20 protein-coding genes and 1 pseudogene are annotated in these 22,186 nt (G+C 69.6%); 7 read left to right on the top strand and 14 right to left on the bottom strand.

From position 1 onward, the window contains the following. Position 1: 1 nt before the first annotated feature. From ligA to ABIC63_RS08570, 6 genes are all read right to left on the bottom strand, one after another. Complete coding sequence (gene ligA, locus ABIC63_RS08595; protein ID WP_294375685.1) at positions 2–445, bottom strand: protocatechuate 4,5-dioxygenase subunit alpha; 444 nt, start codon at positions 443–445, stop codon at positions 2–4. 12 nt (positions 446–457) lie between these two features. Further along, on the bottom strand, positions 458–1,393 hold the full coding sequence (locus tag ABIC63_RS08590; RefSeq protein ID WP_294375686.1) for an amidohydrolase family protein: 936 nt from the start codon (positions 1,391–1,393) through the stop codon (positions 458–460). A 25-nt stretch (positions 1,394–1,418) separates the two neighbouring features. Next, positions 1,419–2,411 carry a tripartite tricarboxylate transporter substrate binding protein gene (locus tag ABIC63_RS08585; RefSeq protein ID WP_354319447.1) on the bottom strand — a complete coding sequence of 331 codons (993 nt, stop codon included), beginning with the start codon at positions 2,409–2,411 and terminating at the stop codon, positions 1,419–1,421. Between the two features lies 1 nt (position 2,412). Then, entirely contained in the window at positions 2,413–3,402 is a 990-nt protein-coding gene (locus tag ABIC63_RS08580) for a Bug family tripartite tricarboxylate transporter substrate binding protein (RefSeq protein ID WP_294375691.1), read from the bottom strand. 71 nt (positions 3,403–3,473) lie between these two features. Continuing rightward, a complete protein-coding gene (ligK, locus tag ABIC63_RS08575) occupies positions 3,474–4,157 on the bottom strand; it encodes a 4-carboxy-4-hydroxy-2-oxoadipate aldolase/oxaloacetate decarboxylase (protein ID WP_354319446.1) in 684 nt (227 codons plus the stop codon). Between the two features lie 155 nt (positions 4,158–4,312). Further along, positions 4,313–5,341, bottom strand: a complete 1,029-nt coding sequence (locus tag ABIC63_RS08570) for an amidohydrolase family protein (protein ID WP_354319600.1) — start codon at positions 5,339–5,341, stop codon at positions 4,313–4,315. Between the two features lie 184 nt (positions 5,342–5,525). Here ABIC63_RS08570 and ABIC63_RS08565 point away from each other — a divergent pair, with 184 nt between their 5' ends. Continuing rightward, a complete protein-coding gene (locus ABIC63_RS08565) occupies positions 5,526–6,431 on the top strand; it encodes a LysR substrate-binding domain-containing protein (protein ID WP_354319445.1) in 906 nt (301 codons plus the stop codon). Positions 6,432–6,501: 70 nt separating this feature from the next. On the opposite strand, the gene argH is transcribed toward ABIC63_RS08565, so the two are convergent. Next, positions 6,502–7,902, bottom strand: coding sequence for an argininosuccinate lyase (gene argH, locus ABIC63_RS08560; protein WP_354319444.1), 1,401 nt, complete (start codon positions 7,900–7,902; stop codon positions 6,502–6,504). A 136-nt stretch (positions 7,903–8,038) separates the two neighbouring features. Here argH and ABIC63_RS08555 point away from each other — a divergent pair, with 136 nt between their 5' ends. The 3 genes from ABIC63_RS08555 to ABIC63_RS08545 are packed head-to-tail and all read left to right on the top strand — an operon-like array spanning position 8,039 to position 11,147. Beyond that, positions 8,039–9,112: a sensor histidine kinase gene (locus tag ABIC63_RS08555; protein WP_502935856.1), complete on the top strand. Its 1,074-nt coding sequence runs from the start codon at positions 8,039–8,041 to the stop codon at positions 9,110–9,112. Then, a complete protein-coding gene (locus tag ABIC63_RS08550) occupies positions 9,109–9,876 on the top strand; it encodes a LytR/AlgR family response regulator transcription factor (protein WP_294375704.1) in 768 nt (255 codons plus the stop codon). Before ABIC63_RS08555 ends, ABIC63_RS08550 begins: the two co-directional genes overlap by 4 nt. Further along, positions 9,873–11,147, top strand: coding sequence for an AI-2E family transporter (locus ABIC63_RS08545; protein ID WP_294375707.1), 1,275 nt, complete (start codon positions 9,873–9,875; stop codon positions 11,145–11,147). The genes ABIC63_RS08550 and ABIC63_RS08545 overlap by 4 nt, the downstream gene beginning before the upstream one ends. A 67-nt stretch (positions 11,148–11,214) precedes the next feature. On the opposite strand, the gene ABIC63_RS08540 is transcribed toward ABIC63_RS08545, so the two are convergent. The 4 genes from ABIC63_RS08540 to ABIC63_RS08525 all read right to left on the bottom strand — a co-directional run bounded on the left by ABIC63_RS08540 (position 11,215) and on the right by ABIC63_RS08525 (position 15,870). Continuing rightward, positions 11,215–11,961, bottom strand: coding sequence for an aspartate/glutamate racemase family protein (locus tag ABIC63_RS08540; RefSeq protein WP_354319443.1), 747 nt, complete (start codon positions 11,959–11,961; stop codon positions 11,215–11,217). 22 nt (positions 11,962–11,983) lie between these two features. Continuing rightward, on the bottom strand, positions 11,984–13,477 hold the full coding sequence (locus tag ABIC63_RS08535) for an NCS1 family nucleobase:cation symporter-1 (RefSeq protein ID WP_354319442.1): 1,494 nt from the start codon (positions 13,475–13,477) through the stop codon (positions 11,984–11,986). 366 nt (positions 13,478–13,843) lie between these two features. Then, complete coding sequence (locus ABIC63_RS08530; protein ID WP_294375716.1) at positions 13,844–14,551, bottom strand: GntR family transcriptional regulator; 708 nt, start codon at positions 14,549–14,551, stop codon at positions 13,844–13,846. A gap of 11 nt (positions 14,552–14,562) precedes the next feature. Further along, the gene (locus ABIC63_RS08525; protein ID WP_294375718.1) at positions 14,563–15,870 is read right to left on the bottom strand and encodes a C4-dicarboxylate transporter DctA; all 1,308 of its coding nucleotides are present in this window, start codon (positions 15,868–15,870) and stop codon (positions 14,563–14,565) included. A gap of 192 nt (positions 15,871–16,062) precedes the next feature. Here ABIC63_RS08525 and ABIC63_RS08520 point away from each other — a divergent pair, with 192 nt between their 5' ends. Beyond that, entirely contained in the window at positions 16,063–16,968 is a 906-nt protein-coding gene (locus ABIC63_RS08520) for a LysR family transcriptional regulator (RefSeq protein ID WP_354319441.1), read from the top strand. An 18-nt stretch (positions 16,969–16,986) separates the two neighbouring features. Here ABIC63_RS08520 and ABIC63_RS08515 read toward each other — a convergent pair whose 3' ends face one another. The 3 genes from ABIC63_RS08515 to ABIC63_RS08505 all read right to left on the bottom strand — a co-directional run bounded on the left by ABIC63_RS08515 (position 16,987) and on the right by ABIC63_RS08505 (position 20,590). Then, positions 16,987–18,060 carry an AI-2E family transporter gene (locus ABIC63_RS08515; RefSeq protein WP_354319440.1) on the bottom strand — a complete coding sequence of 358 codons (1,074 nt, stop codon included), beginning with the start codon at positions 18,058–18,060 and terminating at the stop codon, positions 16,987–16,989. Positions 18,061–18,163: 103 nt separating this feature from the next. Beyond that, entirely contained in the window at positions 18,164–19,144 is a 981-nt protein-coding gene (locus ABIC63_RS08510) for a Bug family tripartite tricarboxylate transporter substrate binding protein (RefSeq protein ID WP_354319439.1), read from the bottom strand. Positions 19,145–19,180: 36 nt separating this feature from the next. Further along, positions 19,181–20,590: a M20 family metallopeptidase gene (locus ABIC63_RS08505; RefSeq protein ID WP_354319438.1), complete on the bottom strand. Its 1,410-nt coding sequence runs from the start codon at positions 20,588–20,590 to the stop codon at positions 19,181–19,183. 120 nt (positions 20,591–20,710) lie between these two features. On the opposite strand from ABIC63_RS08505, the gene ABIC63_RS08500 reads away from it, so the two are divergent. Then, the gene (locus ABIC63_RS08500; RefSeq protein WP_354319437.1) at positions 20,711–21,682 is read left to right on the top strand and encodes a LysR family transcriptional regulator; all 972 of its coding nucleotides are present in this window, start codon (positions 20,711–20,713) and stop codon (positions 21,680–21,682) included. 279 nt (positions 21,683–21,961) lie between these two features. Continuing rightward, positions 21,962–22,186 (top strand): annotated as a pseudogene (locus tag ABIC63_RS08495) (IS110 family transposase); the annotation flags it as partial.

Genomic DNA, 22,186 nt, shown 5'->3' with positions numbered 1-22,186 from the left:
GTCATGCCGCCTTGGTGGGGTGATGGGCGCCTTGCGGCTGGCGGTGCGCCTGGGCGTCGCCGTCCTCGCCCACGTAGCGGTTGCCGTCCACGCGGCGGCCGCCGTTGATCATCATGTTGCGGTATTCCTCTTCGGTCATGCCGGTCATCGAGCCCGCCATCTGCTGGAAGCTCTTGCCGTCGGTGGCGCCGATCTTGGCGAGGAAGTAGATGTTGCCGCCGGTGCGCATGCACCAGTTGAGGTCGCGCGCCAGCACGGCCTGCTTCTGTTCCTCGGTCATCGGCCATTCGTCGAGGTAGGCCCGCTCGTCGGCCTTGAAGCGCTCGCGGTTCTCGGCCTTCATCAGGCTCATGCAGAACTGGTTGAGCCAGTAGCCTTTGCGGCTCTGCTCGGCGTCGAAGATGATCGTGCCGGGCACGTCCAGGTAGGGTTTGTCGAGGGCCATGGAAGGGTCTCCTTACTTGGCTTCTTCGGGCCAATACAAACGCATCGGGTTGTCGACCAGCAGCTTCTGCTGAAGCACGGGTGTCGTCGCGATGTGCGGGATGAAGTCCACCAGCAGCCCATCGTCGGGCATGTGGTCCTTCAGATTGGGGTGCGGCCAGTCGGTGCCCCACAGCACACGATCGGGGAACTGCTCGACGATGCGACGCGCGAAAGGCACCACATCCTTGTAGGCGCTGCGCTCGCCATCCAGCGCCTTGGGGCCGGCCACCGACAGGCGCTCGGGGCAGCTCACCTTGCTCCACACGTTGCTGTGCTCGCGCATGAACTTCTCGAACAGCGCGAACTCCGGGCCGTCGACCGGCTTGGTTACGTCGGGGCGGCCCATGTGGTCCACCACCACCGTGGTCGGCAGCGCGGTGAAGAAGTCCCACAGCTCAGGCAGGTCCACCGCCTCGAAGTAGATGACCACATGCCAGCCCAGCTTGGCGATGCGGCCGGCGATCTCCATCAGCTCGTCCTTGGGCGTGAAGTCGACCAGGCGCTTGACGAAGTTGAAGCGCACGCCGCGCACGCCGGCGGCATGCAGGGCCTGCAGTTCTTCGTCGCTGACGCTGCGCTTGACGGTGGCCACGCCGCGGGCCTTGCCGTTCGAGGACTGCAGCGCATCGACCAGCGCGCGGTTGTCCGCGCCGTGGCAGGTGGCCTGCACGATCACGTTGCGGGCGAAGCCCAGGTGGTCGCGCAGGGCGAAGAGCTGCGCCTTGCTGGCATCGCAGGGCGTGTACTTGCGCTCTGGCGCATAGGGAAACTCCGCGCCGGGGCCGAAGACGTGGCAGTGCGCATCGACGCTGCCGGCCGGCACCTGGAACTTGGGCTTGCTGGGGCCGGTGTACCAGTCCAGCCAGCCGGCAGTTTTCTCGAAGGGGCCTGTGGTGGGTTTGCTCATGAGCGTTGCTCCTGGGGAAATGGGTTCAATCGGGCTTGATGCCGGCTTCACGCACCAGCTTCTCGTAGCGCACGCGCTCCGAGTGGATGAGCTGGGCAAATTGCTCGCTGCTGCCGGGCAGCACTTCGCCGCCGACCTGGGCCATGCGCTCGCGCACGGCCGGTGTCTGCAGTGCCTTCTGCACCTCGGCATGCAGCTGGGTGACGATGGACTTGGGCGTGGCCGCGGGCGCCACGATGCCGTACCAGACCGAGGCCTCGAAGCCCGGAAAGCCGGACTCGGCAATGGTGGGCACGTCGGGAAAGACGGCGCTGCGGTTGGGGCTCAAGGCCGCGAGCACCTTGAGCTTGCCGCTCTTCACATGCGGCTGCGCCTCCAGCGCATTGATGGCCACCAGCGGCAGCTGGCCGCCGATCACGTCGGTCAGTGCCTGGGCGCCGCCGCGGTAGGGCACGTGCTGCAGCTTGATGCCCGCGGCGCGCTCGAAAAACTCGACCGCCATGTGCGGCGTGGAGCCGTTGCCCGGCGAGGCGAAGGACAGGCTGCCGGGCTTGGCCTTGGCCTCGGCGATCAGCTGCTGGATGGTGCCGAAGGGCGCATTGGCATTGGCGGCGATCACCACCGGCACGCGGCCGATCAGCGACACCGGCACGAGGTCGCGCTCGGCATCGAAGGGCATGGGCTGGTACAGCGCCATGGTGGCCGCCAGCGCGTTGGCGGCCACCATCAGCGTGTAGCCGTCGGCAGGCGCGTCGATGGTGGCCTTGACGGCGATGTTGGTGCCGGCGCCCGGCCGGTTGTCGATCACGAAGGGCTGGCCCAGGCTGGTCGCGAGGGCCTGGCCCACGCTGCGCGCCACGGCATCGACCGCGCCGCCGGCCGAGTAGCCGACCAGCACGCGCACCGGCTTGGCCGGATAGCTCTGCGCACCCGCCAGCGTCGGCGCCAGCAGTGCCGCCCCTGCGGCCAGCGCCACGCGGCGGGAGACGAACGGGCCTTGCGCGTCGGTCTGCTGCATGTCAGTCCAGGGAGACGTTGGCCTTGCGGATCACGTCGCCGAAGCGCTGCGATTCGCTCTTCACGAACTGCTCGAACTGCGGGCGCGTGACCGGGAAGGGCTCGTAGCCGAAGCTCTTGAAGCGGGCCTGCACGTCGGGGCCGGTCAGCGCCTGCTCGATGTCGCGCTTGATCTTCTCCGTCACCGCATCGGGCAGACCGCGCGGCACGGCGATGGCGTTCCAGCCCGTCACTTCGAAGCCCTTGGGGCCGCCGGACTCGGCCACGGTGGGCACGTCGGGATAGGCGGCCATGCGCTGCGGGCCGGTCACGGCCAGAAAGCGCAGCTTGCCGGACTGGTAGAGCGGACCCGCCGTGGCGGCGCTGCCCAGGGCGAAATCGATGTCGCCGGTGGAGACCGAGGTATAGAGCTGCGTGGTCTCCTTGAAGATCACGTGCTCCATCTGCGTGCCGGTGGCCGACTTGAACAGCTCCGTGCCCAGGTGCACGGGATTGCCGACCGACCACGAGCCGTAGTTCAGCTTGCCGGGTCGCGCCTTGGCGTCGGCCACGATGTCCCCCACCGTCTTGTACTTGCTGTTGGCGCCGACGGTGAAGAAGAAGTAGGTCTTGAACAGTGGCAGCAGGACGTCGAAGTCCTTGGCCGGGTCGTAGGGCAGCTTCTTGAACAGCGACGGGTAGGCGGCCAGGTGGACGTTGTCCAGCAGCAGCAGGTCGGTGCCGTCCTTGGCGCCGCGCTTCCAGGCGTCGATGGCGATGAAACCGTTGCCGCCCGGGCGGTTGTCCACCGTCACCGGCACGCCCCAGGTGCGCGACAGCTTGTCGGCCACCAGGCGCGAGACGCCATCCGGGCCACCGCCCACGGGGAAGGGGTTGACGATGCGCACCGGCTTGCCATACGGAAAGGTGGCCTGCTGCTGGGCCTGGGCGGCGAAGGGCAGGGCGGCGGCGAGGGCGCAGGCCGTCACCAGTGCGCGGCGGGAAAAGCTCATGAATGTCTCCGAACGTGGAAGAGGGCCGCGCCCGCTTCGGGGGGCGCTGGCCCGGGAACAATAGAAAGGGATCAGTCGATGTACTTGAGGCCCGCAGCCGCCAGCGGCTCGCGCATCTTGTACATGTCCAGGCCCAGCACGCCGCTGGCCAGCTTGGCGCGCTTCTCGCCCTCGAAGGACTCGCGCTTGCGGGCGGCTTCGAGCGTCTTGGCGGCGATGGCGCGCGGCACGCAGACCACGCCGTCGTCGTCGGCCACGATCACGTCGCCGGGCGTCACCAGCATGCCGGCGCACACCACGGGGATGTTGACCGAGCCGATGGTGGCCTTGATGCAGCCCTTGCTGCTGATGCACTTGCTCCACACGGGGAAGTTCATCTCCTGCAGCGTCTTGACGTCGCGCACGCCGGCGTCGATCACCAGGGCGCGGGCGCCGCGGGCCTGGAAGCTGGTGGCCAGCAGGTCGCCGAAGTAGCCGTCGGTGCATTCGGCGGTGATGGCCGCCACCACGATGTCGCCGGGCTGGATCTGCTCGGCCGCGACGTGCAGCATCCAGTTGTCGCCCGGATGCAGCAGCACGGTGACGGCCGTGCCGGACACCTGCTGGCCCGGATAGATCGGGCGCATGTAGGGCTTGAGCAGGCCCACGCGGCCCATGGCCTCGTGCACCGTGGCCGAGCCCAGGGCGGCCAGGCCGTCCGCGGTCTCGTGGTCGGTGCGCTGGATGTTGCGATAGACGACGCCTAATTCATACATGTCGGTTCTCCTTGAGATGTCTGGCTCCCTCTCCCTCTGGGAGAGGGTGGGGGGGGTGAGGGCCGCGCGGCCTGCGCACGTTGCCGCGCATCGAGCGTCGCTGGGCCCCTCACCTTGCCTCTCCCCAGAGGGGAGAGGAGTCGATCCGGGCGCTGTCAGAGGCTCTTGGCCTTGAGGGCGGCATCCAGGCGCGGGAAGACCCGGCGTGCGTTGCCTTCGAAGACCTGGAAGCGCTCGTCGTCCGTCAGGTTGGCGGTGGCGCTCACGTAGCGCTTGGTGTCGTCGTAGTAGTGGCCGGTGGTCGGGTCGATGCCGCGCACGGCGCCGATCATCTCGGAGGCGAACAGGATGTTCTTGACCGGGATCACCTTGGTCAGCAGGTCGATGCCCGGCTGGTGGTACACGCAGGTGTCGAAGAAGATGTTGTTGAGCAGGTGCTCTTCCAGCAGAGGCTTCTTCATCTCCTGCGCCAGGCCGCGGAAACGGCCCCAGTGATAGGGCACCGCGCCGCCGCCGTGCGGGATCACGAACTTCAGCGTCGGGAAGTCCTTGAACAGGTCGCCCTGGATGCACTGCATCACGGCCGTGGTGTCGGCATTGAGGTAGTGCGCCCCGGTGGTGTGGAAGCAGGCGTTGCAGCTGGTGCTGACGTGCACCATGGCCGGAATGTCGTACTCCACCATCTTCTCGTAGATGGGGTACCAGTGACGGTCGGTCAGCGGCGGGCTGGTCCAGTGGCCGCCCGAGGGATCGGGGTTCAGGTTGATGCCGACGAAGCCGTATTCCTTGACGCACTTCTCCAGCTCGGGAATGCAGGTCCTGGGGTCCACGCCCGGCGACTGCGGCAGCATGGCCGCGCCGATGAAGTTGTCCGGGAAGAGCTGGCTCACGCGGTAGCACAGCTCGTTGCAGATGGCGGCCCAGGTGCTGGACACCTCGAAGTCGCCGATGTGGTGGGCCATGAAGCTGGCGCGCGGGCTGAAGATGGTCAGGTCGCTGCCGCGCTCCTTCATCAGGCGCAGTTGGTTCTGCTCGATGGACTCGCGAAGCTCGTCGTCGCTGATCTTGAGGCTGGCCGGGTCGGGCTTGGCCGACGGATCCTTGATGCCGGCGATCTGGGCATTGCGCCAGTTCTCGAGGGCCTTGGGGGCGGTGGTGTAGTGGCCGTGGCAGTCGATGATCAGCGGCTGACCGTTGGATTTCGGCATGTCGTCTCCTGGGAAGGGCGGGGCGGGCCGGTGACAACCGGCCGCGGGTCTGGAAGGCAGCGCCCATTCTGTGCCGTGACCCCGTCCGCCTCCAGGGGGCAGATCGACTAGCAGCTAGAACAAACTGCTATAGCATGCGTGTCGATATGCGTCTGACGTCATGGATCTGAAACAGCTGGAGTACTTCGTCCGGGTGGTGGAGCTGGGCAGCTTCACCCGCGCCGCGCTGGCGCTCGACATCGCCCAGCCGGCCCTCAGCCGGCAGGTGCGCACGCTGGAAGTGGAGCTGCGCCAGAACCTGCTGGTGCGCAACGGCCGCGGCGTCACGCCCACCGAAGCCGGCACCCTGCTGCTGGAGCACGGCCGCGGCATCCTGCACCAGGTGCAGCGGGCGCAGGAGGAACTGGCCCGGGTGCGCGGCGGCCTGGCGGGCCGGGTGGCGCTGGGCCTGCCGCCCACGGTGGCGCGGGCGCTCGCGGTGCCGCTGACCCGGCGCTTCCGCCGCGAACTGCCCGAAGCGCGGCTGTCGATCAGCGAGGGCCTGTCGATTTCCATGCACGAAGCGCTGTCCGCCGGTCGGCTGGACATCGCCGTGCTCTACGAAGCCAAGCCCATCGCCGGGCTGGACATCGCGCCGCTGATGACCGAGGAACTGATGCTGGTGCAGGCCCGCCCGCCCGGCTTGGCCGAAGACCCGCCGCCCCCGCCCATCCCGCTGGCCGAGGTGGCGAAGCTGCCGCTCATCATCCCCAGCCGGCCCAACGCCGTGCGCATGCATGTGGAGTCGGAAATGGCGGCGCTGGGCTGCGAGCCGCAGATCGCGCTGGAGATCGACGGCGTGCCCGCCATCCTGGACCTGGTGGCCGACGGCGCCGGCTGCGCCATCCTGGCGCGGCGGGCGGTGCAGACCTCGATCCGCCCCTCCGCCTTCAGCGTGCGGCCCATCGGCCCGCCGCGGCTGCAGGTGCAGGCGCATGTGGCGGTGAGTGCGCAGCGGCCGGTGACGCGCACGCAGGCCGCGGCGCTGGAGTTGCTCAAGGCGGTGGCGGCGGAAACGGGGGGCTGATCCGGCGCGGCGCCGGCATCAACGAAAAGGGCGCCCCGCGGCGCCCTTCCTCGCAGCAGAGAAGCCGCGCTCAGTCGCCCAGCCGCGCCCGGTGCCGCGCGATCTGCGCCGTGACCTGCACCGGCGCCGTGCCGCCCAGCGTGTTGCGGGCCTCCAGCGAGCCGCGCAGGCTCAGCACGCCGAATACGTCGTCGCTGATCGCCGGGTTGAACTGCTGCAGCGTGGCCAGCGGCAGCTGCGACAGGTCCACGCCCTGGGCGATGGCGGTCTTGACGGCATGGGCGACCGTCTCGTGCGCGTCGCGGAAAGGCAGGCCCTTCTTCACCAGGTAGTCGGCCAGGTCGGTGGCAGTGGCGTAGCCGCGCAGGGCGGCGGCCTCCATGGCCTCGCGGCGCACCGTGATGCCGCCCACCATCTCGGCAAAGATGCGCAGGGTGTCCTTGAGCGTGTCGACGGTGTCGAACAGCGGCTCCTTGTCTTCCTGGTTGTCCTTGTTGTAAGCCAGGGGCTGGCCCTTCATCAGGGTGATCAGGCCCATCAGGTGGCCGACCACGCGGCCGGTCTTGCCGCGTGCCAGCTCGGGCACGTCGGGGTTCTTCTTCTGCGGCATGATCGACGAGCCGGTCGTGAACCGGTCGGCGATCTGGATGAAGCCGAAGTTCTGGCTCATCCACAGGATCAGCTCCTCGCTGAAACGGCTCACGTGCACCATCGCCAGGCTGGCGAAAGCGGTGAACTCGATGGCGAAGTCGCGGTCGCTCACGGCATCCAGGCTGTTCTGGCACACGCCTTCCATGCCCAGCGTGCGGGCCACGCGCTCGCGGTCCAGCGGATAGCTGGTGCCGGCCAGGGCGGCGGCGCCCAGCGGCAGGCGGTTGACGCGGCGGCGCAGGTCGGCCAGGCGCTCGGCGTCGCGGGCGAACATCTCCACGTAGGCCAGCATGTGGTGGCCGAAGCTCACCGGCTGCGCCACCTGCAGGTGGGTGAAGCCGGGGAGGATGGCGTCGACGTTCTCGGCGGCGATCTTCACCAGCGCCTTCTGCAGGTCGGTCAGCAGACCGTCGATCAGGTCGATCTCGCCGCGCAGCCACAGGCGCACGTCGGTGGCGACCTGGTCGTTGCGGCTGCGGCCGGTGTGCAGGCGCTTGCCGGCATCGCCCACCAGCTGGGTCAGGCGGGCCTCGATGTTGAGGTGCACGTCTTCCAGGGCCAGCTTCCATTCGAAGCTGCCGGAATCGATCTCGCCGCGAATCTGAGCCATCCCACGCTGGATGTCGGCAAGGTCCTGCGAACCGATGATCCCCTGCGCAGCCAGCATCTCTGCATGAGCCAGCGAGCCTTCGATGTCTGCCTGCGCAAGCCGCTTGTCGAAGAACACGCTGGAGGTGTAGCGCTGCACGAGTTCGCTCATGGGCTCGGAGAACAGCGCGGACCACGCTTCGGATTTCTTGTCGAATTGGTTCTGGGTCATGGGTCGGGGCCGCGAGGGGCCTTGGAAGAGCGGCAGGGCAGGAAGGCCGTGGAACAGAGGGGCGGCAGCGGGGTGGCGACGCGCCGTCGTGCGCGAGGCCAGGGCCATAATCGGCGGCCCCTCAGCGTCGCCAGCCATGCGAAACCCCCGGATTTTATCGGCGCGCCCTTCAGCGAGCCCTGCCCGCGCGGCCATGGCGCCGCAATCCGACTTCTGCCGGCCGGAGATGGTGATCCGGGTGGTGCTGGCCGCCGAGTTGCTGGCCGCCGTCGCGGTGGCCTTCGTGGCCGAGTCGGCCACCGACGCACTGATGCGCTTTGCCACCGCCACGGGCGGCGTGATGCCGGCCACCCTGCTGTGGCTCATCGCGGCCTGCGCGCTGCGCCGCCGCCTGGGGCGTTGGCGCCCCGTTCCGCAGTACCTGGCGGCAGCGATCGCGGGCGTGCTGGCCGGCCTGTATGGCTGCGCGGTGCTGCAGGGCACGGGCGCGGTCGCGCAGGCGCCGTGGCTGGCGGGTGCCTGGGCGGGCGGACTCTTCGGCGCGGCGGCCATGGCGGTGATGAATCTGCGCACCGCGGCGCAGATGCCGGCCGCAGCCACGGCGCGGCTCACCGAACTGCAGCAGCGCATCCGTCCGCACTTCCTCTTCAACACGCTCAACAGCGCCATCGCCCTGGTCCGCGACGATCCGGCCCGGGCCGAGGCGATGCTGGAGGACCTGGCCGAACTCTTCCGGCAGGCGCTCGCGGAGCCCGGCGAGTCCGCCTCGCTGGCCGAGGAGATCGACCTGGCCCAGCGCTACCTGGCCATCGAGCAGGTGCGCTTCGGCCCACGCCTTCGCATCGCCTGGCAGCTGGACGAGGCCGCAGCCGGCGCGCGCCTGCCGCCGCTGTTGCTGCAGCCGCTGGTGGAGAACGCGGTACGCCATGGCGTCGAGCCGAGCCCCGAGGGTGGCGAGCTGCGCATCCGCACCGAACGCCGCGGCTCCCGCGTGGTCATCGAGGTGGTCAACACGCTGCCGCCGCTGCGCTGGGCCGAGTCGCCCCTGCCGCGCGGCCACGGTATCGCGCTGGACAACGTCCGCAGCCGCCTGCGACTGCTGCACGACCTGCAGGCCAGCCTGAGCGCCGGCCTGGACCGCGACTGCTGGCGGGTGCGCATCGACATTCCCGCCGACCTGACGGACAAGCCGAAAAGAACGCAGTCATGAGCCTGTTGCCCGCCGACACCGCGCCGCTGCGCATCCTGCTGGTGGACGACGAGCCCCTGGCACGCGCCCGCCTGCGCACCTTGCTGGCGGACTGCCGGGCGCCGGCCGCGCAAGTCGTCGGCGAAGCCGGTGATGGCCGCGTCGTGCTGCCGCTGCTGCGCGAGACGCCGGTGGACCTGCTGCTGCTGGACATCGCCATGCCCGGCCTCGACGGCATGGCGCTGGCCGACCAACTGCGCGGCCAGCCCGAGGCGCCCGCCATCGTGTTCGTCACCGCCCATGCCGAACATGCGCTGGGTGCCTTCGAGCTCGATGTCGCCGACTACCTGACCAAGCCGGTGCGCGTAGCCCGCCTGCAGGAGGCGCTGGCCCGTGCGCAGCGCCATCTGCGCCAGCGCCGCGCCGAGCCGCCCGACACCGGGCATCTGCTCATCCAGGACCGCGCGCGTCTCGAGCGCGTGCCGCTCTCCGAAGTTCTCTACCTGAAGGCCGAATTGAAATACATCACCGTGCGCACGGCGCAGCGCCAGCTGATCCTGGACGGCTCTCTCAACGACCTGGAGGCGCGGCATGGCGAGCGCTTCCTGCGGGTGCACCGCAGCACGCTGGTGGCGCGCGGCGCGATCCGGGCCCTGGAGCGCCACGATGGCGGGGAGGACGCCGAGGGCTGGGCCGTGCGCCTTGCCGGCCTGCAGGAGCTGCTGCCGGTGTCGCGCCGGCAACTGCAAGCGGTGCGCGACGCGCTGCGGGAGCGCTCGGAATGAGCGCCCCGGTGCCGCCATCCGGCGCTGGCACAGACGCGCCCGAGGTCGTCGCCCTCGAGCCCTCCGAACCGCCGCCCTCCGTGGCCGAGTCGGCCACCGACCGGGCCATCCGCGAGGCCGAGGCCGAGCGCGCCCGGGGCGCCGTGCCGGAGCCCGGCAGCAGCGATCCGCCGCGTCTTCTGTTGCACATGCCGGTCGATGTGCGCAGCGCCTCGCTCGTCATCCTCGGCGTGCTGGCCTGTGTCTACACGCTGCGCTGGGCGTCGGCGGTGCTGATCCCGCTGGCACTGAGCCTGATGCTCGTCTATGCCCTCTCGCCCGTCGTCGATCGGCTGGAGCGCTGGCGTCTGCCACGCTGGGCCGGCGCCGCGGTGCTGCTGCTGGCCCTGACCGGCGGCACGGCATGGACCGGCTACTCGCTGGCAGGCAGTGCGGGGCAACTGGTCGATGCCCTCCCGGCAGCGGCCCAGAAGCTGCGCAACGCCATCCGCACCAAGTCGGTCAAGGCCAGCCCGCTGGACACCGTGCAGCAGGCGGCCGACCACCTGGAGCGCGCCGCCAACGAGGGCTCGCCCACCACCTTCCGCCGCGGCGTGCAGCGCGTGATCATCGAGCGCCCGCCCTTCAACGTGCGCGACTATCTCTGGAGCGGCACCGTGGGCCTGATGGAAGGCGCCGGTCAGGCCACGCTGGTGCTCTTCCTCACCTTCTTCGCGCTGTGCTCGGGCGACACCTTCCGGCGCAAGCTGGTCAAGATGGCCGGACCCAGCCTGCACAAGAAGAAGGTCACGGTGCACGTGCTGGACGACATCACGGGCCACATCCAGCGCTACCTGCTGGTTCAGATCCTCAGCAGCGCGCTGGTGGGCGTGACCACCGGCCTGGCCTTCTGGGCGCTGGGGCTGGAGAACGCGGCCGTGTGGGGCATCATCGCGGGCGTCACCAACCTCATCCCCTACATTGGCTCGGTGCTGGTGCTGGGGGCGGCGGGCCTGGTGGCCTTCCTGCAGTTCGGCACCATCGGCATGGCGCTGCTGGTGGCCGGCACCTCGCTGTTGATCCACACGCTGGTGGGCAACCTGCTGGTGCCCTGGCTCACCAGTCGCAGCTCGCGCATGAACCCGGTGGCGGTGTTCGTGGGCGTGATCTTCTGGGCCTGGATCTGGGGCGTGTGGGGGCTGCTGCTGGGCATGCCGATCATGATGGTCATCAAGTCGGTCTGCGACCGGGTGGACGACCTTCGGCCGGTGGGCGAGCTGCTGGGCGATTGAACGGCCGCGCGGCCCGCGGCACCCGTTGCGGGCACTGTGCGGCGAAGCCGAGCGCCGGCCTCGCCGCTCAGCGCGCGCCCGAGCCCAGCGCGAAGGGCTGCATCAACCCCGTCATGGGCTTCGGCAGCGGATGCGCCAGCTCGCCGCGCTTGCTGGTCTTCAGGCCGAGCGAGACCAGCGACTCCAGCAGCGTCACACCGGCGGACACGCCGTCGATCACCGGCACGCCCAGTTCTTCCGACAGCGAGCGGCACAGGTCGGCCATGCCGGCGCAGCCCAGCACCAGCACGTCGCAGCCGTCCTCGTCCAGTGCGCGGCGGCATTCGTCGACGATGCGGGCGCGGGCGTTGGAGCGCGGGTCTTCCAGTTCCAGCACCGGCAGCTCGCAGGCCCGTACGCGGGCGCAGAAGCGGGCCATGCCATAGGCCTCCGCCAGGTGGTGCGCCTGGCCCATGGTGCGCGCCAGCGTGGTGACCACGGTGAAGCGGCTGCCGATGAAGCTGGCCGCATGCATCGCCGCCTCGGCGATGCCCAGCACCGGGCCGCGCGCCAGTTCGCGGGCGGCCTTCAGGCCCGGGTCGCCGAAGCAGGCGATCAGGTAGCCGTCCACGCCCGCGGCCTCGCCGGCCGCGATCTCGGCCAGCAGGCCGGGCGTGGCCAGGGCCTCGTCGTAGTGGCTTTCGATGGAGACCGGGCCCATCGCCGGGCTCACGGCGATGACCTCGGTGCCCGGCCGCGCCGCGGCGCGGGCGCAGGCACCGATCTTGTCGGTCATGCTCTGGGTGGTGTTGGGGTTGATGACCTTGATGCGCATGGACAGGGCGTTTTCTTCGGAATCAGGAGCGGCGGGACAGCACAGCGTAGATGACGAAGCCCAGTCCCATGCCGATGAACCAGGCGTAGTTGGCGGCGCCGCGCCAGGCCGGCACCAACACGCACAGGATCGGGATCAGGGCCGAGGGCACCATCGTGGCGACGGCCTTCAGGTTGTAGCCATGGCTGTACCAGTACAGGCCGGTGGGCTTCATGGTGTAGAGATCGTCCACCACCACGTGCTGGCGGCGCACCAGGTAGAAGTCGGCGATCAGGATGCCGAACAGCGGGCCGATGAAGGAGCCCAGGATGTCCAGCGTGTAGTGGATCACCTCGGGGTTGTTGTAGAGGTTCCAGGGCGTGATGAAGATCGAGCCCACGGCGGCGATCATGCCGCCGGTGCGCCAGCTGATGTGCTGCGGCGCCACGTTGGAGAAGTCGAAGGCCGGCGAGACGAAGTTGGCCACGATGTTGATGCCGATGGTGGCGATCATGAAGGTCAGCGCGCCCAGCACCACGGCGGTGGTGGAGTCGATCTTGCCCACGGTGTGCACCGGATCGGTGATCAGTTCGCCGAACACGGGCAGCGTGGCGGCGGTGGTGATCACCGTCAGCAGCGAGAAGAACACGAAGTTGACCGGCAGGCCCCAGAAGTTGCCCTTCTTCACCGCGTCGAAGCTCTTGCCGTAGCGCGAGAAGTCGCCGAAGTTGAGCATCGGGCCGCTGAAGTAGCTCACCACCAGCGCGATGGCCGACAGCATCACCGGCAGCGCGTCCCAGCCTTCGAACTTGACGCCGCCCAGATTGAGGTCGATGTTCTTCCAGCCGGCCTTCCACACCAGCCAGCCGCACAGGATGGCCATGACCACGTACACCCCCGGGCCGGCCCAGTCGATGAACTTGCGGATGGCTTCCATGCCATGCCAGAACACGAAGGCCTGCAGCACCCACATCACCATGAAGGCGACCCAGCCCAGTGTCGACAGGCCGGCGAAGCCGTGCTGTGCCACGTCGGCGTAGGGTGCCAGGTTGGGAAAGAGGTGCAGCGCCATCACCATGAAAGCGGCCGAGGCCAGGTAGGTCTGGATGCCGTACCAGGCCACCGCGATCAGCCCCCGGATGATGGCCGGGATGTTGGCGCCCTTGACGCCGAAGGAGGCGCGGCAGATCACGGGATACGGCGTGCCCGTGACCTGGCTGGGCTTGGCCACCAGGTTGCAGAAGAACTGCACGATCACGATGCCCACGAGCAGGGCCACCAGCACCTGCCAGCTGGACAGCCCCAGCGCGAACAGGCTGCCCGCCGTGATGTAGCCGCCCACGCTGTGCACGTCGGACATCCAGAAGGCAAAGATGTTGTATTGCCCCCAGGTCTGCTGCTTCAGCGGTGCCAGGTCCTCGTTGGTGAGGGCCGGGTCGTAGCCGGGCTTGATGAGGGCGTGCGATGCCGCGTTGCCGTGGCCGAGAGGCTCTGCCGCGGCAGCGGCGGCGAGCGGGGTGGTGGTGGCCGTGTTCATGGGGGCTCCTGATCGGGTCGTTGGAGGGGTGCGGCGCCGGTCAGGCCGCGTGGAACTGAACGAATTGGGTGCATTATTTGTATACAAAAAATGGATCGCAAGCGCTGTGCCAGTTGCGCGGCTCAGGAGATTCCCGAGGTCGGATCCGAAATGAGCACGGAGGATGCGCGGTGATAACCCGGTGCGATGCGCCCAAAAGCTAGCGCACGCTTACGCCAAATTGATGGTCAATGCTGGAATAGGGGCGGGAGCGGCTTCCCGACGGAGCTGACCGGGGCGTCCAGGCCGCCGTCCGATGGCAATGAGCGAGCCGACCACCGGGTTCTCATGCCTCGGTCGCGCCGGCACCAGCGGCGCAAGAGCCATTCAGGCGGCGCCGCGTCGCGGTGCGACGGGCACCAAGGCGGCGCGCAGCCGCTGCACGTCCGCATCCGGCGCCGCCTCGGGCTCCAGTGCCCGCTCCACATTGCCGATGTGCGCCAGCATCAGCGTCCGGGCGCGGGCGGTGTCGCCGTCTTCCAGCGCCGCGACGATGGCGGCGTGCTCGGCGCACGATTCGCTGGCCTCGTGCCGCGACTGGTAGAGCGTGGCCGCCAGCGTGGTGCGCGCCGTCAGGTCGCGCAGCACGTCGGTCAGCAGGCGGTGGCCCATCTGCTCGGCCAGGCAGACATGGAAGTCGGCCAGCAGGAAGGCGCGGGTGGCGGCGTCGGCCCCTTCGATGGCCCGTTGCTCGTCCCGCACGTGGGTGCGCAGGGTGCGGATCACCTGGGCCAGCGGCCGGCCCGCGTCGGACAGGATGCCGGATTCGACGATGCGCCGCGCCGCGAAGGCGTCGCGCGCCTCCTCGGCCGAGGGCTGCACCACGAACCAGCCGCGCTTGCTTTGCACCTCCACGAAGCCGCGCGCCTGCAGCTGCATCAGCGCCTCGCGCACCATGGTGCGGCTGACGCCGAAGAGGTCGGCCAGGGCCTGTTCGCCCAGGCGCTGGCCGGGCGCCAGCTTCTGCGCCAGGATCGCCTCCACGACGCGGCGGGCGATGGCGGTGGGGCTCACAACGCTGTCGGTATCGGCCATGGGCCGCATTCTCACCGGCCGTCGGCGTGGCCGAGGACGGCCGTGTCGAGCGTGGCGGGCAGCTCGCCGTCCAGCACCCGGCGGGCGCGCTCGCGGTCGATGTCGCCTTCCCAGGCGGCGATGGCCACCGTGGCCACGCAGTTGCCGACCAGGTTGCCCAGCGCGCGGGCGATGCCCATGAACCAGTCCACCGACAGCACCAGCACCAGCCCGATGGCCGGGATGGCCGGAATCGCATGCAGCGTGGCCGCCAGTACCACGATGGCCGAGCCCGGCACGCCGTGCGCGCCCTTGGACGTCACCAGCGCGATGGCCAGGATGGTCAGCAGGTCGGTCATGGAGACCGGCGTGTTGGTGGCCTGCGCGATGAACACCGCCGCCAGCGTGATGTAGATCGAGAAGGCGTCCAGGTTGAAGGAATAGCCGGTGGGAATGACCAGGCCCACGGTCGAGTCGCGCACGCCCAGGTGGCGCAGCTTGGCCATGATCTGCGGCAGCACGCTGTCCGACGAGGTGGTGGCGAACACCACGGCCAGTTCCTCGCGCAGGTAGCGCAGCAGCTTCCACAGCGAGAAGCCCGAGATGCGCATCACCAGCCCCAGCACCACGAACACGAAGAACAGCACCGCGCCGTAGAACAGCGCCACCAGCATGCCCAGCTGCTTGAGCGAGCCCACGCCGTAGCGGCCCACCGTGAAGGCGATGGCGCCCAACACGCCCAGCGGCGCCAGCTTGATCAGGATGCCCATGATCTTGAACAGCACCAGCGACAGCGTGTCCACCAGCTGCGCCACCGGCCGGCCGGTGTCGCCCAGCAGCGTGAGCGCGCAGCCGAAGAGCACCGCGAACAGCAGCACCTGCAGCACATCGCCGGTGGCGAAGGCGCTGACCACGGTGGTGGGGATCAGCTTCATCAGGAAGTCCACCGTGCCGCCGCTGGTGAGCTTGTCGGCGTTGGAGGCATAGGCGCTCATGGCCGAGGCGTCCAGCGCCTTCGGGTCCACGTTCATGCCCACGCCGGGCTGGAACCACCAGGCCAGCAGCAGGCCCAGCGCCAGGGCGACGGTGGTCAGCACCTCGAAGTACACCAGCGCCTTCACACCCACCCGGCCGACGCGCTTGAGGTCGCCCGCACCGGCGATGCCGTGCACCACGACGCAGAACACCAGCACCGGGATGATCATCTTGATCAGCTTGATGAAGCCGTCGCCCAGCGGCTTGAGCTTGACGGCGAACTCGGGCGCGAGCAGGCCGGCGGCCACGCCGAGCACCAGCGCGATGACGACCTGGCCGAAGAGGGAGCGTGCGAAGCGGAACATGGGAGGTGCCTTCCGTGGGTATGCGGGCAAGCCCGGGCTTCGACGCCCGGCCATGTCCGTTAATCTTGCATGCAAGAAATGTAGGCAAGCGACGCATGCCAGCATCAGCGGGTAATCCCGGGTGCGTGACGACCGGGGCGCGGCGACGGTCGGCGCAGGCGATGCGGCATTGCCGAAGAAGGAGACCCCCCGATGGACCGACTGCAGGCCATGGAAATGTTCGTGCGCGTGGCCGAGAGCGGCAGCTTCTCGCAGGCGGCGCGCGAGTTCCACACCACCCAGCCCACCGTGACCAAGCAGGTGGCCGCCACCGAGCGGCGCCTGGGCGTGCGGCTGCTCAACCGCAACACCCGCGGCGTGAGCCTGACCGAGGCCGGCGCGCTCTATTACGAGAAGTGCAAGGCCATCGTGCGCGAGGTGCAGGCCGCCGACGACATCGCGCGGCAGGCCCGCAGCGAGGCGCAGGGCCTGCTGCGCATCGGGACCTCGGTGGCCTTTGGCCGGCGGGTGGTGGTGCCGCTTGCGCTGGAGTTCATGCGCGCCCATCCGCAGGTGCAGGTGGACCTGAGCTTCGACGACCGCTACGTGGACCTGGTCGCCCAGGGCATCGACGTGGCCATCCGCATGGGCAAGTTGGCCGATTCCACGCTCGGCGCGCGCTACCTGGGCAGCAATCCGTGGGTGATGGTCGCCTCGCCCGCCTACCTGGAGGCGCATGGCACACCCGTTTCGGCGGCGGAGCTGTCCGCACACCAGGCGCTGATCTACAGCAGCGTGGTGGGTGACGACGTGTGGCGCCTGCACGGGCCAGGTGGCGAGGCGCTGACGGTGCCAGTGGCCGGGCGGCTGCGTTCCAACAACCTGTCGGCGGTGCTGGCGGCGGCGCGGGAGGGGCTGGGCATTGCCCTCATGCCGCGCTACGTGGCAGAGGAATCACTGGCGCAGGGCCGGCTGCTGCCGGTGCTGGCCGATCACCAGCTGCAGGAGCAGGAGATCCATGCCGTCTTTCCCTCGCCGCGGCTGGTGCCGGCGAAGGTGGCGGCCTTCACGGCCTTCCTGCAGGGCCGCTTCGGCGAGGGCTGGTGGCGCGGCGGCTGAGGGCCGCGCCGAAGGCGCTCAGGTATGCGGCGCGTTGCCGTCCTCGTCGTTCGAGGCCATGAACAGCCCCCACACCGCCATGAACAGCGCCGCCACCACCGGCCCGATCACGAAGCCGCTGATGCCGAACAGTGCCATGCCGCCGATGGTGGAGATCAGCACGATGTAGTCGGGCATCTGCGTGTCCTTGCCCACCAGGATGGGGCGCAGCAGGTTGTCGACCAGGCCGATCACGAACACGCCCACGAAGACGAGCACCAGTCCCTTGACGAGGGCGCCGGTCGCCAGGAAGTAGATGGCCACCGGCGCCCAGATCAGCGCCGCGCCCACGGCCGGCAGCAGCGACAGGAAGGCCATCACCACGCCCCACAGCAGCGCGCCCTGCACGCCCAGCGCCCAGAAAGCCAGCCCGCCGATGGTGCCCTGCACCGCCGCCACCACCACGTTGCCCTTGACGGTGGCGCGGATGACGGTGGTGAACTTGTTGAGCAGGTAGTGGGTGTGAGGCCGCGCCAGCGGCACGGCTTCGCGGATGGTCTTGGACAGGTCCGCGCCGTCGCGCAGCAGGAAGAACAGCAGGTAGAGCATCACGAAGAAGCTCACCAGGAAGTCGAAGGTGTTCTGGCCGATGCTCAGCGCCTGCGAAGCCAGCATCTGGCTGCCCTGGGCGGCGCCAGCGCTGAGCTTTTCGAGGACGGCCTCCAGGTTGCCCAGCCCGAAACGGTCCAGCAGATTGGTGACCCACGTCGGCAGGGCACCCACGATCTGCTGGAAGTAGTTGACGAAATTGAGCTCGCCCGAGCGGATGCGCTGGGTGACCAGCACCACATCCTGCACCAGCGTCACCGCGATCATCGACAGCGGGATGATCACGACCACCAGCACGAGGGCCAGGGTGGCGAGCGCCGCCGGTGTCCGCCGCCGGTTGCCGAACTTGTTCAGCAGCCGCTTGTAGAGCGGCGTGAACAGAATGGCCAGCGCCACGCCCCACAGCACGGCCCCGAAGAAGGGCATCAGGATCCAGACGAAGGCGACGGTGACCGCCGCCAGCAGGAACAGGAAGAAGCCGCGCTGCAGCTGAGGGGAATTCATGGTGGCAGCGAATGTAGCCGCCCGCCATGACCGCAAGCTGTCGGAGGGGATGCCGCCAACACCGGGGCCGGCGTGCGCTTCTTCACGAAGCGCCCAGACTTCTTCACTCCATCGGGATGTTGGCCCGGTGGGCCAGGGCGCGGTAGCGCGAGATCTCGCCTTCCATCTGGCTGCGGAAGGCCGCGGCGTCGATCCACACGGGCTCCATGCCCTGGGCCTTGAGCGTGGCCTGCAGAGCGGGGTCGGCCAGCAGGGCGCGTGTTTCCCTGGCCAGGCGGTCGAGTGCGACGGCGGGGCTGCGGGCCGGCGCGGCCAGGCCGTACCAGGCGTCGAAGGTGGCGTCGGGCAGGCCCAGTTCGGCCAGGGTCTTCACGTCGGGCAGCAGGCTGGAGCGCGTGGCGCCGACGATGCCCAGGGCGCGCAGCTTGCCGGCGCGCACATGCGGTGCCACGGCGGCGACGGTGTCGATGCCCATCTCGATCTCGCCGCCCATCACGGCAATGGTGGCCTGGGCGCTGCCCTTGTACGGCACGTCCTGCAGCTTCGCGCCGCAAGCCAGGGCGAAGAGCTCGCCCGCCAGGTGCGGGCCGGAGCCGCTGCCGAAGGTGGCATAGCGGATCGACTGCGGCTTGGCCTTCGCGGCGCGCACCAGTTCGTCGACGGTGCGCCACGGCGCGCTGGCCGCCACCACCAGCACCAGCGGCGTGCGCGCCACGATGCCGATGGGCGCCAGATCGCGCACCGGGTCATAGGGCAGCTTGGCGCGCAGCGCGGCATTGACGCTGTAGCTGGTGGAGCCCGACAGCAGCAGCGTGTAGCCGTCCGGCGCGGCCTTGGCCACGGCATCGGTGCCGATGATGGTGGAAGCGCCTGGCTTGTTGTCGATCACCACCGGCTGGCCCAGCCGCTCGGCCAGCCTCTGGCCCAGGGCGCGCGCCACGATGTCGGTGCCGCCGCCAGGTGGGAAAGGCACCACCAGGCGCACGCTGCGCGTGGGCCAGGGCTCCTGCGCGAAGCCGAGGGAAGGCAGGGCGGCGCCGAGGGCGAAGGCGGCGCCGGTACCGAGGAAATGGCGTTTTTTCATGGAAGGTCCTTGCTGGAAGTTCGAAATGGAATCGGTTCAGCCCATGGCGCGATCCGGCCAGGGCGCCGCGCCCGGCTCGCCCAGGTCCCAGTACAGGCCGGCCATCACGGCCAGGCCTTCGCGCACCAGGGGCACCAACAGGTGTTCGTTGGGCGCATGCTGGGCGCAGCCGGCATGGCCGTGCGGCACCCACAGCGTCGGCAGGCCCAGCTGGGTGGCGAAGATGTCGTTGGGCAGGGAGCCGGCCAGGTTGGGCAGCAGATGCGGTGCGTGGCCAGCGCTGCGGGTGATCGAGCCGACCGCCCATTCCACCCAGGGGTTGCGCAGGTCGAGCCGGGTCGCGGCGCCCGCGAGCGTCACCTGGACCTCGACGTCCTCGAACCCATGGGCCGCCAGATGCGCCTGCACATGCTCGGCGGTTCGCTCCCAGTCGGTGCCGACCACGAAGCGCAGTTGGCAGTGCGCCGCGGCCTGGTGCGGAATGGCGTTGATCGGCCGCTGCGGGTTGCCGGCTTCCAGGGCCAGCACCTCGAAGGTGTTCCAGGCCACCAGCCGCTCGGCGGGCAGGAGGCCCGGCTCACCCCAGTCGGCATCCAGCGGCGGATCGTCCGGCTCGGCGCCGATGGGAATGTCGGCCAGGGCGCGGCGCACGGCGTCGTCCACTGGCGGCGGACGCAGCGCCTCGACCAGCAGCCGTCCGCGTGCGTCGGCCAGCGTGCCCACCGCATGGGCGATGCGCGTGGCCGGATTGGCCAGCACGCCACCCCAGTTGCCCGAGTGGTAGCCGCGCGTGCGTCCGCTGCGGATGCGCAGGGTGAAGTTGACCGCGCCGCGCGAGCCCAGGAACAGCGTGGGCTGGCGCGTGCCCACGCGCGGTCCGTCGCTGGCGATGAACAGGTCGGCCGCCAGCGCGGCGCGCTCGGCCGCGCACACGGCGGCCAGGCCGGGCGAGGCGGCTTCCTCGCCGGTCTCGAACAGCCAGGTCATGTTGAAGCCGAGCCGCCCGCCGCGGGCCTGCAGCACGGCCTCCAGCGCGGCCAGCGCGATGCTGTGCTGGCCCTTGTTGTCGGATGTGCCGCGGCCGTACCAGCGCTCGCCCTCGGCCACCAGCGTCCAGGGCGCGAGGCCCTCGCGCCATTGGGCATCCTGGCCGCTCACCACGTCGCCGTGGCCATAGCTCAGCAGCGTGGGCAGGGCCGGATCCTCGATGCGGCGGGCGATGAGGAAGGGGCCGCCCTTCGGGTCGGGGTTGGGGCAGAGCCGGCAGTCGAAGCCCAGGGCTTCGAGGCTGGGGCGCAACTCGTCTGTCAGGTAGACGGCGAGGGCGGGCGGCACGCTGCCGCCATCGCTTTCGGTGCGCAGGGCGACCCGGCGGCGCAGGTCGGCGAAGAGGCGGCCGCTGTCGAGGGCCGACTGGGCCAGGGTGAGGGCATCGTTTCGGTGCATGGGTGATCCTGTGCCGGCGATGCATGCAAGGGGAAGGCCGGAAACCCGTTGCCTGGCCTATCGTTTTGTCGCGGCCGTATTGCCTGGCAGGCAATGGTGGCGGGGGCAGAATCGGTCGCCATGGCCCGTGCTCCCCAACTGCTCAGCATCCCGATGCGCCACTTCCTGGAGGTGGCGCAGACCGGCTCGGTCAACCAGGCGGCCGCCCGGCTGCATGTGGCGCCCTCGGCCGTGAGCCGGCAGATCGCCCGGCTGGAGGACGAGATGGGCACGCCGCTCTTCGAGCGCCGCACCCGCGGCATGACGCCCACCGCCGCCGGCGAGCGCCTGGCTGCCTACCTGCGCCATGCGGTGGCCGACGGCCTGCAGGCGCTGGAGCAGGCGAGCGCCCTGGGCCGCGTGCAGGCGCAGCGGGTGTGCGTGGCCTGCACCGAAGGCTTCGCGCCGCAGTTCATGCCGGGCGCGATGCAGGCCTTCCGCGATGCGCATGGCGAGGCGCGGCTGGAGTTGCGTGTCGGCTCGCCCGACGAGGTCGCGCGCTGGCTGCTGCGCGGTGAGGCGGACCTGGGCCTCAAGTACAGCGTGGCGCCCGAATCGGAACTGCATGTGGAATACGAGGCGCCTGCGCCCGTCTATGCCGTGATGGCGCCCGAGCATCCGCTGGCGCGCCACACGGCGGTGGAGGTGGCGCAGGTGGTGGCCTTTCCGCTGTATCTCGGCAGCCGCGGCATGACCACGCGCCAGCTCTTCGACCAGGCCTGCAGCCTGCAGGGGCTGCGCTATGTGGCGGCCTTCGAGAGCAACTTCTCGTCGGTGCTGCTGCCCTTGCTGCGCATGCCGGGCATCGTGCTGTCGGGCCACCTGACGGTGGCGCACCTGATCGCCGACGGCACGGTGGTGGCGCGGCCTTTTGCCGAGGCGCCCCTGCAGCAGCGGCGGCTGCGGCTGCTGTCGCTGCCCGGCCGCACGCCCACCGAGCCGGTGCGGGCCTTTGCCACGCACCTGGCGCAGGCCATCCAGGCGGTCGGGCGGCGCAAGCTGGGGCGGGCGCGGCGGGCGGCGCCGTCGAGCCGGTCCCGTCGTTCGGACTGAGCGGGTCGGGGCCCTGCGCAGGCGCCTCGACAGGCTTGTATGGTTTGGTTTCCATCAACCAAACCGTAAGAAAGGGCGAGGAGCCGGGATGTAGGGACATCGACAGGCATCGGCGGTAGCTTCAGACCCTACCGACCGACACCCTGAGTCATCACCCCATCCCTGCGCCGAGCGTCGATAAGGAACCTGGCGACGTCGCATGCGCTGTGCAGCAACGATCCCCGATTCTTGCAAGCTCACGCCGACAGCAGGCACATCCCGGCGCTCGTATTTTGCGCAATGAAGACTCATCCGGCTACTGCGTTTGTCGGCGTGGATGTCGCCAGCGCCCATCTGGACGTCGCGGTGCATGGACAGCCCGGCGTGCGCCGATTCGCCAACACCGCCTCTGGCATTGCCCAATTGCTCGGCGCAGTGCCCCCTTCGAGCGTGCTGGGCCTGGAGTCCACCGGGCGCTACCACGCACCCCTGGCGCAGGCCGCGCACGCAGCAGGCCTGCGCGTG

The sequence above is a fragment of the Pseudacidovorax sp. 1753 genome (assembly GCF_040544975.1).
Lineage (GTDB): Bacteria > Pseudomonadota > Gammaproteobacteria > Burkholderiales > Burkholderiaceae_C > Xenophilus.
Note: the sequence above shows the minus strand (reverse complement) of the source record. Positions and strands in the feature narration are given on the sequence as shown.